13 protein-coding genes and 1 pseudogene are annotated in these 11,836 nt (G+C 66.2%); 9 read left to right on the forward strand and 5 right to left on the reverse strand.

Going from position 1 to position 11,836, the window contains the following annotated elements; translation table 11 throughout:
- The 9 genes and pseudogenes from HQN59_RS23425 to HQN59_RS27125 all read left to right on the forward strand — a co-directional run.
- On the forward strand, positions 1 to 425 hold a 425-nt coding region (locus HQN59_RS23425), incomplete at its 5' end, for an AMP-binding enzyme (RefSeq protein ID WP_425342768.1).
- A gap of 46 nt (positions 426 to 471) precedes the next feature.
- On the forward strand, positions 472 to 1,074 hold the full coding sequence (locus tag HQN59_RS26385; protein ID WP_342451290.1) for an SDR family oxidoreductase: 603 nt from the start codon (positions 472 to 474) through the stop codon (positions 1,072 to 1,074).
- Positions 1,075 to 1,177: 103 nt separating this feature from the next.
- Positions 1,178 to 1,939: an enoyl-CoA hydratase/isomerase family protein gene (locus tag HQN59_RS23435; RefSeq protein ID WP_176071570.1), complete on the forward strand. Its 762-nt coding sequence runs from the start codon at positions 1,178 to 1,180 to the stop codon at positions 1,937 to 1,939.
- A gap of 28 nt (positions 1,940 to 1,967) precedes the next feature.
- The gene (locus tag HQN59_RS23440; protein ID WP_176071571.1) at positions 1,968 to 3,083 is read left to right on the forward strand and encodes an NAD(P)H-dependent flavin oxidoreductase; all 1,116 of its coding nucleotides are present in this window, start codon (positions 1,968 to 1,970) and stop codon (positions 3,081 to 3,083) included.
- 22 nt (positions 3,084 to 3,105) lie between these two features.
- Complete coding sequence (locus HQN59_RS23445; protein ID WP_176071572.1) at positions 3,106 to 4,257, forward strand: thiolase family protein; 1,152 nt, start codon at positions 3,106 to 3,108, stop codon at positions 4,255 to 4,257.
- Between the two features lie 2 nt (positions 4,258 to 4,259).
- Positions 4,260 to 4,673, forward strand: coding sequence for a Zn-ribbon domain-containing OB-fold protein (locus tag HQN59_RS23450; RefSeq protein WP_176071573.1), 414 nt, complete (start codon positions 4,260 to 4,262; stop codon positions 4,671 to 4,673).
- Complete coding sequence (locus HQN59_RS23455; protein WP_176071574.1) at positions 4,670 to 5,071, forward strand: MaoC family dehydratase; 402 nt, start codon at positions 4,670 to 4,672, stop codon at positions 5,069 to 5,071. The genes HQN59_RS23450 and HQN59_RS23455 overlap by 4 nt, the downstream gene beginning before the upstream one ends.
- Before the next feature lie 11 nt (positions 5,072 to 5,082).
- Positions 5,083 to 5,472, forward strand: a complete 390-nt coding sequence (locus tag HQN59_RS23460; RefSeq protein ID WP_176071575.1) for a MaoC family dehydratase — start codon at positions 5,083 to 5,085, stop codon at positions 5,470 to 5,472.
- Positions 5,469 to 6,293 (forward strand): annotated as a pseudogene (locus tag HQN59_RS27125) (hypothetical protein); the annotation flags it as partial. The gene HQN59_RS23460 and the pseudogene HQN59_RS27125, both read left to right, overlap by 4 nt.
- 138 nt (positions 6,294 to 6,431) lie before the next feature.
- Here HQN59_RS27125 and HQN59_RS23475 read toward each other — a convergent pair.
- The 5 genes from HQN59_RS23475 to HQN59_RS23495 form a co-directional block, all read right to left on the reverse strand.
- The gene (locus HQN59_RS23475; protein ID WP_176071576.1) at positions 6,432 to 7,226 is read right to left on the reverse strand and encodes an ABC transporter ATP-binding protein; all 795 of its coding nucleotides are present in this window, start codon (positions 7,224 to 7,226) and stop codon (positions 6,432 to 6,434) included.
- 31 nt (positions 7,227 to 7,257) lie between these two features.
- On the reverse strand, positions 7,258 to 8,508 hold the full coding sequence (locus HQN59_RS23480) for an ABC transporter substrate-binding protein (RefSeq protein ID WP_176071577.1): 1,251 nt from the start codon (positions 8,506 to 8,508) through the stop codon (positions 7,258 to 7,260).
- Between the two features lie 65 nt (positions 8,509 to 8,573).
- Positions 8,574 to 9,818 carry an ABC transporter substrate-binding protein gene (locus HQN59_RS23485; protein ID WP_342451291.1) on the reverse strand — a complete coding sequence of 415 codons (1,245 nt, stop codon included), beginning with the start codon at positions 9,816 to 9,818 and terminating at the stop codon, positions 8,574 to 8,576.
- Positions 9,819 to 9,868: 50 nt separating this feature from the next.
- On the reverse strand, positions 9,869 to 10,942 hold the full coding sequence (locus HQN59_RS23490; RefSeq protein ID WP_176071578.1) for a branched-chain amino acid ABC transporter permease: 1,074 nt from the start codon (positions 10,940 to 10,942) through the stop codon (positions 9,869 to 9,871).
- A gap of 5 nt (positions 10,943 to 10,947) precedes the next feature.
- Positions 10,948 to 11,835, reverse strand: coding sequence for a branched-chain amino acid ABC transporter permease (locus tag HQN59_RS23495; RefSeq protein ID WP_176071579.1), 888 nt, complete (start codon positions 11,833 to 11,835; stop codon positions 10,948 to 10,950).
- Position 11,836: the final 1 nt, after the last annotated feature.

Genomic DNA, 11,836 nt, shown 5'->3' on the forward strand with positions numbered 1-11,836 from the left:
CGCCGAGTGGTTGCGCCGTGGTCTTCTGCTCATGTTCTCTGCTCCTGAATCTCGGGCTCTATCCTCGCCCATCGGAGCAGCCAGTCCACTTTACGCCGTGTTCAGATTTGCGCGGCCGGCTCTCCGGCGGCCGGTTCCGCACCGGCGACGCCGGCCATGTCGATGCCGAGGGATTCGTGTTTCTCACCGACCGCAAGAAGGAAATGATTGTCAGCGGCGGCGAGAACATCGCCTCCAGCGAAGTGGAGCGTGTGCCATACCAACTGCCACAGGTGCTCGAGGCGGCGGCCGTCGGCCTGCCTGACGCGCAGTGGGGCGAACGGGTGGCGGCGTTGGTCGTGCTACGAACCGGCGCAACGCTCACGCTGGAGGAACTGCAGGCGCTTTGCCGCGGCAAGCTGGGCGGCTTCCAGTTGCCGCTCTAGCGGGTGCTGCGCGCCGAACAGGGCAGCCCGGCGAATGGAGGCTGACGTGCGGATCGACTTCTCTGGAGGGGTGGCCGTGGTGACCTGTCGCGCCAGCGGCATCGGCGAGGCCTGCGTACAGGTGCTCGCCGTGGCCGCCGGCAGCTTTGTGGGTTCGCTCGATGTGGGCGACGCGTCCGTCGATGCGGCCGTGGCTGCTGTGGATGCGCAGTGCGGCGTGCCGCAGCGCACGATGCCGCCCGAGGAACTGACGATGGGCCAGTGGAGCTTCGTCGCCCGGGTCGACCTGCGCGGCGCCTACCCGTGCCGCGCGTGCGAGCGGCGGGGCGATAGTCAACATCGCGTCGCTGGCCGGCATGGGCTCCTGCCCGCTGTTTTCGTACGGGCCTGTCAAGGCGGGCCTGATCAACCTGACCGAGTGAGTGCCTGGGGGCGGAATGGTGCCGAGGAAGGTGCGCGTGAACGCGTTCTCGCCTGGCTCCACGCAGACGCTCGCGCTCGAGAAGGGCGTGCTCCCGGGCGGCTGGTGCAGGTCCGGGAGATTGCGCAGGCGGTGGCCTTCCTCGCGTCTGCCCAGGCCTCCGCCGTCGCAGGCATCAACCTGCCGGTGGACGCCGGCTATCTCGTTGCGATCCCGTGGGCAAGTTAGGGCGGACTGCGGAGCGCGCTGCCGGTGGAAAGCCCCGGTTGACGACCCTGTCGAACGTTTGGTAGCCTGCCATGAGGCTGGAAATTGCCCGACGGAGCACCGCATGCGCATCGGCAGCGTCGAATTCGAAACGAAGGGCCGTGTCGCGGTCCTCACCCTGGACGAGCCCACCAAGCTGAACGCCATCTCGCTTGGGATCCGGCAGGGCGTGACCGAGGGCCTGGCGAAGATCGAGTCCGACCCCGAGATCCGCGTGGGCATCCTCACCGGCCGCGGCGATAAGGCCTTCTGCGCCGGGGCCGACATCAGTACCTTCCCCGAGTCGCCCGAACAGGCGCGCGACTTCATCGCCGGCGTGCTGCCGGTGCTCGAGGCGCCGGAGCGCTGTCGCAAGCCGCTGATCGCCGCGGTGAATGGCATCGCCTTCGGCGGTGGCTTCGAGCTGGCGATCGCCTGCGACTTCATCCTCGCCTCGGAACGCGCGAAGTTCGGCGTGCCCGAGATCCAGCTCGGCCTGCTGCCTGGCTTTGCGCTGCTGCGGCTGCACCAGATCGTTGGCAGGCCCAAGGCCAAGGAGATGAGCATGCTGGGCGAGCCCATCTCGGCCGCTGAGGCGGTGAGTCTGGGCATTGCGCTGCGCGCCGTGGCGCCCGAGCAGCTGATGGACGAGGCGATGGCCTTCGCCGAGAAGCTAGCGGCCAAGCCGCAGATGGCGCTGCAGATGGCCAAGTCGTTCTACAACAAGGGCATCGGCGGCGACGACATGCGCTATGCGATCGACGCCTTCCCGTTCCTGTTCCAGACCGACGACGTGAAGGAAGGCGTCGCCGCCTTCCGCGCCAAGCGCAAGCCGGTCTTCAAGTGACGGGCCGGGGTGCACGATGAGCCGGGCCATGCTGCACAACTCTTTCTGCGATGCCTGGGGCATCGAGGTGCCGATCTTCCTGGCCGGCATGGGCGTGGGCGGCCGCGCCACCCCGCCGGCACTGGTGGCGGCGGTGTCGCAGGCGGGCGGCCTCGGCGTGCTCGGCTGCTCTGGGCTCTCGCCGGAAGAGACGCGCCGCCGCATCCGCGCCGTGAGGACACTGACCGACAAGCCCTTCGGCGTGGATCTGCTGCTGCCGGCGCGCATCGCCGATGCGCCGCCCACGCGCACGGCCGTGCGCGACGAGATCCGCGCGCGCTTTCCGAAGCACGCCGACTTCGTGCAGGAGCTGATCCGCCGTTACGGCCTGCCCGACGTGAAGCCGGCCGACGAGACGGTAGTCAACATCGACTACGCGAAGGCGGTGCTCGAGGTGATCTTCGACGAGCGCGTGCCGGTCTTCGCCGCCGGGCTCGGCGACCCGGACTTCCTGCTCGAGCGCGCGCGTGCGCAGGGCATGAAGTTGATCGGCCTGTCGGGTTCGGTGCGCAATGCGGCACGGCAGAAGAAGTCCGGTGTCGACGCGATCGTCGCGCAGGGCACCGAGGCCGGCGGCCATACCGGCACGGTGGCATCGCTGCCGCTGATTCCGCAGGTGGTGGACGCGGTGAGCCCGACACCGGTGCTGGCCGCCGGCGGCATCGCCGACGGGCGCGGCATCGTCGCCGCGCTCGCGCTGGGCGCGCAGGCGGTGTGGATCGGTACCGCCTTCCTCGTTGCCGACGAGGGTCAGTTGTTCGATGCGTGCAAGGACCAGATCGTCGCGTCGGACTCCGAAGCCTTCCGCATCAGCAAGATCTGGACGGGAAAGACCGTGCGTGCCTACCACGGCGAGATCGCGCAGGCCTGGGCGGAGTCGGGACTGCCGACACTGGAGACGCCGCACCAGCGCATCCTGATGGAGGACTTCCTGGCTGCTGCGCTCGCGGCCAGGCGGCACGACCTCTTCTACAACATCGCCGGCCAGGCGGGCGGGCTGGTCAGGGCGCGCCGGCCGGCGAAGGACATCATGGCCGATCTCGTCGACGGCGCCGTCGAGCAGTTGCGCCGGCTGCAGCGCGACCTCGTCGTCAGCCTGCCCTGATTCCGCTCCACCGGGGAGAACCATGGCCACCAAAGCCATCGTCAGTGGCGTGCACGACACGCAGGTAGGTGCGCTGCCGGAGAGCACGTGCATGTCGCTGCACACCGAGGCCAGTCTCGGCGCGCTGGCCGACGCGGGACTGAAGCCGTCGGACATCGACGGCCTGCTCACCGCCTATTCGTTCGCCTCGCCGCAGCTGATGCTCGGTGGCGTGCTCGCCGAGTACCTCGGCATCCGGCCGAAGGTCAACGCCTCGATCTGCATGGGCGGCATGACCGGCGGACTGCTCGTGCGGCATGCCGAGTCGCTGGTGAGCTCGGGCATGTGCCGCCACGTGCTGTGCGTGACCGGCGACAACCGCCTCACCGGCATGGGCGAGAGGGTGCAGGCCGCGCTGGCCGACGTGGGCCACGAGCAGTACGAGCAACCCTACGGCATGAGTGTGCCGGCCGCCTTCGCGATGGCCGCGCAGGTCTACTTCCACGAAGGCTGGCTCAACGGCGACCACCTCGCCGCGGTGGCAGTGAACCAGCGCGCCAACGCGGCGCTGCATCCGCAGTCGCACATGAAGAAGCCGATCACGATGGACGATGTGCGCAGGTCCAAGTTGATCGCCTCGCCGCTGCGCATGCTGGACTGCTGCCTGGTCTCCGACGGCGGCGCGGCGGTGCTCGTCAGCGCCTCCGAGACGGGGCGCGACCTGCCCAAGCGCGCCGTCGAACTGCTCGCCACCGGGGAGGGTCACACCCACGAGCACATCTTTGCCGCGCCCTCGCTGGTGGACTTCGGCTGCCGCGAGTCGGTGGCCGACGCGCTGGGCCGCGCCGGGCTGAAGCATTCCAACGTCGACTGCGCGCACATCTACGACTGCTTCACGAGCACGCTGCTGATCCAGCTCGAGTCGATGGGCTTCTACCAGCGCGGCGCGGCCGGCCCGGCGGCGCTCGCCGGCGAGTTCGCCATCGGCGGCAAGTTCCCGCTCAACACCAACGGTGGGCTGCTGTCGTACGGATCATCGGGTGCGGCCGGTGGCATGTTTCACGTCGTCGAGGCGGTGCGCCAGCTGCGCGGAGAATGCGGGGCACGCCAGGTCAAGGACGCCGAGGTCGCGCTCGCGCACACGCTCGGCGGCATCTTCTCGGGCCATTGCTCGATCCTGATGGGGAGGGCCTGACCATGTCCGACGTGCCAGCCAAGCCGGTGCCGGTGCCCGACAGCATTAGCCGCCCGTACTGGGAAGGCGCCAACCTGGGTGAGTTCCGCTTCCAGCGCTGCAGCGCCTGCGGCAAGGCGCAGTTCTATGCGCGCAACGCCTGCCGGCATTGCCATGCGACGGAACTGCACTGGGAGAAGGCCGCGGGCAGCGGGCGCATCGCAAGCTTCTCGGTGATCCACCGCGCGCCGATAGCGTCGTTCGCAGGCGACGCCCCGTACGTACTGGCGTTGGTCGACCTCGACGAGGGCTTCCGCTTCATGTGCAACGTGCTGCGCTGCGACCCCGCGCAGGTGCGCATCGGCATGGCTGTGCGCGTGTGCTTCGAGTCGCGTTCCGGCAGCGAACAGCAGATTCCTCAAGTGGAGCCCGCATGAGCGACGGACCGGTCTTCAACTTTGCCCACTACGAGCCGGGCAAGCACTACGGCGCGCGCGAGTTCGCGGTGGACGACGCCACCGTCGCGAAGTGGCGCAGCGTCTACCCCAACGACGACGACTCCGGCGTCATGCCCGCCGGCATGCTGGCGATGATCGTCATCGACGCCGTGCTCACCCTGAACTCGCCGCGCCCGCCGGGCGGCGTGCACGGCGGGCAGACCTTCGACATCCGGCGCATGCCGCGCATCGGCGAGTCCATCCGCACCGACGTGTGGTGCCTCGACAAGGAGATCAAGAAGGAGCGCAAGTGGGTGCGCGTGCGCAGCGAGACGCGTGCCGTCGGATCGAACGAGCTGCTGTTCACCGGCGTCATGACGACGCTGTTGGCGCAGTAGAGGAGGGCCGCATGCAGGCGCAGCTGACACCGTCGACCAAGCATGTGGACTTCGACACCATCCTGAAGTACGCCGCGGTCACGAACGACTACAACCCCATCCACGTCGACAAGGACTTCGCGGCGGAGAGCCCGATGGGCGGCATCATCGCCCACGGCACCATGTCGGTGGCTCTGATCTGGCAGGCGCTGAAGAACACCCTGGGGCTCGATGCGCTGAACCGCATCCACCTCGAGATCCGCTTCGTGCAGCCGGTGCGCATCGACGACGACGTGACGGGCGGCGGCGAGCTGCGCATCGGCAGCGAGCCGCCGGTCTACGACGTGTGGGTGCGCAACGGCAAGGGGCAGGATGTCATCAAGGGCACCGCGACGGTCAAGCCGGCAGGAGCGGGCGCATGAGCCTGAAGAACACCGCCTGCATCGCGGGCGCGTACGAGCACCCGATCCGTCGCGCCGACGACAAGTCGGTGGCACAGCTGCACGCGGAGGTCGCGCGCGGTGCGCTGGCCGACGCCGGGCTGGCGATGCAGGACGTCGACGGCTACTTCTGCGCCGGCGATGCACCCGGGCTGGGTGCACTTTCGATGGTCGAGTACCTGGGCCTGAAGCTTCGCCATGTCGACACCACCGAGACCGGTGGCTCGTCCTACGTGGTGCATGTCGCGCACGCCGCGGCGGCCATTGCCGCCGGGCGCTGCAATGTCGCGCTGATCACGCTCGCCGGGCGGCCCAAGGCCGAGGGCATGGCCACGGGGACCGCGCCGCGTAACTACGGGCCCGCGCCCGATGTTCCGTTCGAGCTGCCCTACGCGCCGACGACCGTGAACATGTACGCGATGGCGGCGATGCGCCACATGCACGAGCATGGCACGACGAGCGAGCAGCTGGCGTGGATCCGCGTCGCCGCCTCGCACCACGCCCAGTCTGACGATCTCGCGGCGGAGCATGCCCGCACCCACCGTCTACCCCGAGGCCAAGCCGTTCTGGGATGCCGCGGCCGAGGGCAGGTTGCTCGTCAAGCGCTGCAGCGAGTGCGGCGAGCACCATCACTACCCGCGCGACGGCTGCCCGTTCTGCGGCAGCGTGAACACCGAGTGGCGGCAGGCGGGCGGGCAGGGCACGATCTACAGCTTCAGCATCATGCGACGTGCCGAGGTGCCGAGGTGCCGTATATCGTCGCCTATGTGACGCTCGATGAAGGGCCGACGGTCATGACCAACATCGTCGATGCCGATGCCGATGCACTACGCATCGGCCAGCGCGTGGCGGTGCGCTTTCATCCCAGTGAAGGCGGGCCGCCGCTGCCGGTGTTCGTACCACTTTGACCCGAGGGCCGACGAACGCCGGCTCCGGAGGATTCAAGCCAGCCAGCGTTTGCGCCGCCGGTAGTGCTTGATGTCCTTGAAGTCGCGGCCCTCGGCGCCGCCGAGGTAGGCCTCGCGGATGTCGGGGTTGTTGCGTAGCACCTCGGCCTCGTCGTGCATCACAACGCGCCCGTTCTCGATCAGGTAGCCGTGAGAGACCACATCGAGCGCCGCGATGGCATTCTGCTCGACGAGCAGGATCGACATGCCCTCCTCGCGGTTGATGCGGCGCAGGATGTCGAAGATCTCGGCGACGATCACAGGGGCCAGGCCCAGGCTGGGCTCGTCGAGCATCAGCAGTTTGGGCTGCGTCATCAGCGCTCGTCCGATGGCCAGCATCTGCTGTTCACCGCCCGACAGGTAGCCCGATTTTGCGGTGCGGCGCTCATACAGGCGTGGAAAGTAGGCATAGACCCGGTCGCGGTTACGCAGCATGTCGGCTCGGCCTCCATGCACGGCGGAAGCTGCGATCAGGTTTTCCTCTGGCGTCAGATGTTCGAAGACCCGACGGCCTTCGAGAACCTGCGCAATGCCCAACTTGACACGGTCTTGGGGCGCGAGTCGGCCGATGTCCTGACCCATGAACTGCACGTTGCCGCGCGTGACTTCGCCACGCTCGGACTTCAGTAGCCCGCTGATCGACTTGAGCGTGGTGCTCTTGCCGGCGCCATTGGCACCCAGCAGTGCCACCATGCCGCTCTGGGGCACCTCGATGGAGACACCCTTGATGGCCAGGAAGACGTGGTCGTAGATGACCTCGATGTTGTTGAGCGTCAGGGCGGTCGTCATGGGAGGCTCGGTTCCAGCGTGGAATTCGCGGTCACTTGTTCGCCTTGGCAAAGTCCGCCGAGTTGGCCTTGATGAGCGTGCTCACCAGGCCGGTGTAGTCGGCGAACCAGGGCGTCTGCGGCACCCACTTGGTGCCGTCCCACATGTCGATGCGCGTCTTGCCTCCACCGCCGTGGTCCTGCGGCGTCACGGTGATCGGCGCCATGAAGCCCTTGGCGTCGTGGTTCTTCAGGCGGTACATGCCCTGGCGAATCTTCTCCGGCGTGAGTGGCCATCCTTGAGTCTTGATCGCAAGGCGCACGCCCTCGAATGCCGACGAGTAGACTGCGAGGCCGGTGTTGTAATAAGAGTCAGCGACGAGTTTTCTGTCGCCGTTGCCCTTGCCCTTGTCGTACAACTCGCGCAGGATGTCCTGCACCAGCGGATGTTCGGCGCCGCCGCTCACCACGGCAGACCGCTTCAGTCCCTTGGCGGCGGCGGCGCCAAAGTTGTTGATGTCGACTTCGTTGATCCAGTTGCCCGTCACCATGCGCTCGATGGGGATCCCGTTGCGCTGCATCTCGCGGAAGGAGATCGGATTCAGCGGCGAGAAGGACCACAGCACCACCCAGTCGGGTTGATATCGGCGGATCTGCGCGAATGCCGCGCTCTGGTCATTGCCCGGGACAGGAAAAGGGAAGGTCTGGAAGTCAAATCGTTCGAGGCGTTTGAGAGCCTCGAACACCGGGATCGGCTCGCGACCGAACGGGGTATCCAGGTAAAGGAACGCAATCTTCTTGCCGTTCAGGTTGCCGCCGGCCTGCTTCTTGAAGTAGCTGACGATGTTCGCGGCTTGGCCCCAGTATGTGGGCGCCAGCACGAACACATTCTTGAACACCTCGCCATCCACCGCATCGCCCCGGCCCACTAGAGGCTGCAGCAGGATGTTGCCGTCCTGCATGATGCGCGGCAGCACCGCGCGTGACACCGGCGTTGAGAAGAAGTCGAAGACCATCACGCCTTCGCGCTTGAGCCGTTCGTAGCAATCGATGCCGCGCTGGGGCTCGTTGCCGTGATCCTGAACCGTCACCTGGATCGGATGCCCTTCAAGCCCCCCTCGGAGGTTCAGCAGGTCGGCAAAGTCCTTGGCGGCTTGAGCCACCTGCGGCACGGCTGCGACGTAGATCTTGGTGAGGTCGTAGCACAGGCCGAAGCGGACGGGATCGGCGGCTTGGGCCTGTGCGGTTGCCGTGGCGGTAACGAGTGCTACGGCGGCAATGGCTCGAATCAGGCTGGATCGCATGGGGCGTGCTCCGGTTGAGGGCGCCGCGTCCGAGGTCATCCCGGTCGCGGCGCCGCTGTTCGTCGTTACTTGCCTGCGGACTTGGCAAACTCGCCAGAGTGCTGCTTGACGGTGCTCCAGACAAGGTCGGCGTATTCGGCGGACCAGTCGCTCTGCGGGACCCACTTGCTGCCGTCCCACATTTCGATTCGCGTCTTGCCGCCACCGCCATGGTCTTTGCCTGTGACGGTCAAGGCGGGCTGCAGTCCAGCGGCATCGAAATCGCGAATGCTCTCAAGCCCCTTGCGCATCTTCGCAGCGGTGAGTGGCGCCTTCTCGTTCTTCAGCGCGAGTCGGGCGCCTTCGAAGATCGTCGAGTACGTGGCCAGACCCAGCGCATAATAGATGTCCGACACGAGCTTGCGATCGCCACTCCCCTTTCCCTTGTCGTAGAGTTCCTGGAGGATGGTCTTGATGGTCGGGTGATCGGTGCCGCTGACCACAGGCGTTGCCCGCCGAATGCCCTTGGCTGCCTCCGCGCCGATATTGGCAATGTCCACGTCGTTCAGCCAGTTGACGCTGACGATCCGTTCCAACGGAATGCCATTTCGTTTTGCCTCTTTGGCAGCCACGACATGCATGGCCGAAAAGGCCCAGTGCACGATCAGGTCGGGTTGGAAGCGTCGGAGCTGTGACCACGCCGAAGACTGGTCGTTGCCAGGAAGCGGGTAGGGGAACAACTGAAGCTCGAAGCCCTCCCGCTTCTGCAACTCCTGCATCACCGGGATCGGCTCTTGGCCGAACGGGTAGTCGATGTACAGGAACGCGATCTTCTTGCCTTTGAGCGAGCCACCCGATTGCTTCTTGTAGTGACCGACGATGTTTGCTGCCTGGCCCCAATAGGTCGGGCCCAGCGGGAACACCCAGTTGAATACCTCGCCGTCGACAGCATCGCCCCGCCCGACCATGGCCTGGATCATGACCTCACCATCCTTCATGGCCCGCGGCAGCACGGCGCGGGAAACGGGTGTGGACAGCAGGTCGACCGTCAGCGCCTGGCCTTTCACGCGCTCGTAGCACTCGATGCCGCGTTGAGGCTCGTTGCCGTGGTCCTGCACGATGATCTCGACCGGGTTGCCTTCGATGCCGCCTCGCAGATTGGTCAGTGCCGCGTAGTCCTTAGCAGCCTGGGCAAACTGGGGTGTGACGAAGGTGTACGCCTTGGTGAGGTCGTAGCAGAGCGCGAAGCGGATCGGCTCGGCCGCGAAGGATGCCTGCGCCCCAAGGACGAGCGCGGTGGCGCCGAGCAACAGTCTGAATCTTTGGATCACGGTGACACTCCTCGTCGGGTAGGTTGGCTGGAAACGGAAGGAGGCTAGATTCACCTTCTGGCGTAGCCAAAGGGCCAGAAGATGAAGTAGTTGCGCAGGTTGCTGTAGATCTTGGCCAAGCCAAGCGGTTCGAACAGGAGAAACCCGATGATCAACACGCCGTACAAGAAAGCCGGAATGTGTGCCAGCAATTCGATACCAATCTTCAGGTCGGCGGCCTGGGCAGCGGCGAAGATAAGGTTTGCCACGACGCCCGGCAACAGCAGGATGAACGCCACGCCAAAGTAGCAGCCGATCACGCTGCCGAGCCCGCCCACGATCACCATTGCCAGCACCTGGATCGATACGTTCACGGCGAACTGCTCGGGCGTGACCGCGCGGTAGAAGGTGAAAATGAGGATGGCCCCGGTGACGCCGCCGATGAACGAAGACATCGCGAAGGCGACCAGCTTGTAGTAGAAGCTGTTGACGCCGATCACGGCAGCGGCGAAGTCTTTCTCGCGTACGGCCACCAGGGCGCGGCCCAGGCCCGACCGGCGCAGGTTGAGCATGAACACCGTGACCAGGATGCACCAAACCAGCGCCACGTAATAGAGTCCGGCATCCGAGGTGATCTCGACGCCCAGCAAGCGCATCGGTGGCGCCTGGATCGTGGCCTGGGTGCCACCGCTGACTGCGGGCACTTTGTTGATCACCCAGTCCATCACGAACTGCAATGCCAGTGTGCTGAGCGCAAGATAAAGGCCGCGCACGCGCAGCGCCGTGATCGCGAACGCACTGCCGATGAGCGTGGACATCGCGCCGGCGAGGAGCAGCGCGATCTCGAACGGCACGCGGTGCAGCGTCGCGTGCACCGCCGTGTAGGCGCCGATGCCCATGATCGCGGCGTACCCGAAGTGAAACTGTCCGGCCCAGCCGAGGATCAGGTTCAGCCCCAGCGCGGCGGCTGTCCAGATGAGCCACGGCAGCATGTAGCTCTTCATGTACAACGGGCTCAGCAGCGCCGGCGCCGCGAGCGCCAGCGTGACCAGTACGCCAATCTGCCAACGATCGAATGGAATGGGGAACAGCTGCCTGTCCCCGCGGTAGGTGCTGTGATGAATTCCAGCCTGTCGAAAGAACATGGTGATCAGATCCTTTGAATGTCTTCGCGGCCAAACAGGCCGTGCGGGCGGACCAGGATGGTGAACACCAAGGTACCGGCCACGACGAGTTCTCGGCTGCCACCGCCGACGATCGGATCGAGATAGCCCGATGCAACGCTCTGGAACATGCCCAGAAGCAGCCCCGCGAGGATGGCGCCGCCGATGCTGTCCAGTCCCCCCAGCACGGCCACCGTGATGCCCATCAGCAGCAGCAGCGAGAGCGACTGATCAACCCCCTGGATCGAACCCCAAAGAGCGCCGGCCAGGGTGGCCACCACCGCGGACATCGCCCAAGACAGTGCCACTCCGCGCTCCACCGAGATGCCCACCGACCACGAGGCGGTGTAGTCGTCGGAGATGGCGCGTAGCACGATGCCCATGCGTGTGCGGAAGAAGAGAACGAAGAACCCGAACAGCGACAGCGCAATCACACCGCCTGCGACGTAGCTGCGGTTGACGAGTACCGGCCCGATGAACAGGGGGTCGGCCGAGATCGGCAGCGGCAACACACGGTTGGTGCCGCCCCAGGCCACCAGCGCGCTGGCGCGCACGAAAATGTCCAGCGCCAGCGTCATCATCAGGATCATGATCAGCGGGCGGCCTGCGAGACGGCGCAGCGCCACGCGCTCGATGCCCATGCCGATGCCGAACATCACCACCATGCCCGCGGCAAGCGCCGCCCAGATGGGCAGCTTCATCGTCTCGAACAACGCCAGCACCACGTAAGCGCCCAACATCGCCAGCGCGCCCTGCGCCAGGTTGGGCACCGACGAGGACTTGTAGATCAGTACGATCCCCAGCGCTACCAGCGAGTACATCAGCCCGGACAGGGCGCCGTTGATTGCCAGCTCGAAGAAGAACGGCCAATCCATG

This window comes from Rhizobacter koreensis (assembly GCF_013366375.1).
Taxonomy (GTDB): domain Bacteria; phylum Pseudomonadota; class Gammaproteobacteria; order Burkholderiales; family Burkholderiaceae_C; genus Schlegelella_A; species Schlegelella_A koreensis.

What these genes read in the sequence shown, in the direction of transcription:
- HQN59_RS23455 (WP_176071574.1), top strand. Translation starts at nt 4,670, where the DNA reads ATGAGCGACGGACCGGTCTTCAACTTTGCCCACTACGAGCCGGGCAAG.
- HQN59_RS23460 (WP_176071575.1), top strand. Translation starts at nt 5,083, where the DNA reads ATGCAGGCGCAGCTGACACCGTCGACCAAGCATGTGGACTTCGACACC.
- HQN59_RS23475 (WP_176071576.1), bottom strand. Translation starts at nt 7,226, where the DNA reads ATGACGACCGCCCTGACGCTCAACAACATCGAGGTCATCTACGACCAC.
- HQN59_RS23435 (WP_176071570.1), top strand. Translation starts at nt 1,178, where the DNA reads ATGCGCATCGGCAGCGTCGAATTCGAAACGAAGGGCCGTGTCGCGGTC.
- HQN59_RS23440 (WP_176071571.1), top strand. Translation starts at nt 1,968, where the DNA reads ATGCTGCACAACTCTTTCTGCGATGCCTGGGGCATCGAGGTGCCGATC.
- HQN59_RS23450 (WP_176071573.1), top strand. Translation starts at nt 4,260, where the DNA reads ATGTCCGACGTGCCAGCCAAGCCGGTGCCGGTGCCCGACAGCATTAGC.
- HQN59_RS23480 (WP_176071577.1), bottom strand. Translation starts at nt 8,508, where the DNA reads ATGCGATCCAGCCTGATTCGAGCCATTGCCGCCGTAGCACTCGTTACC.
- HQN59_RS23445 (WP_176071572.1), top strand. Translation starts at nt 3,106, where the DNA reads ATGGCCACCAAAGCCATCGTCAGTGGCGTGCACGACACGCAGGTAGGT.
- HQN59_RS23490 (WP_176071578.1), bottom strand. Translation starts at nt 10,942, where the DNA reads ATGTTCTTTCGACAGGCTGGAATTCATCACAGCACCTACCGCGGGGAC.
- HQN59_RS23495 (WP_176071579.1), bottom strand. Translation starts at nt 11,835, where the DNA reads ATGGATTGGCCGTTCTTCTTCGAGCTGGCAATCAACGGCGCCCTGTCC.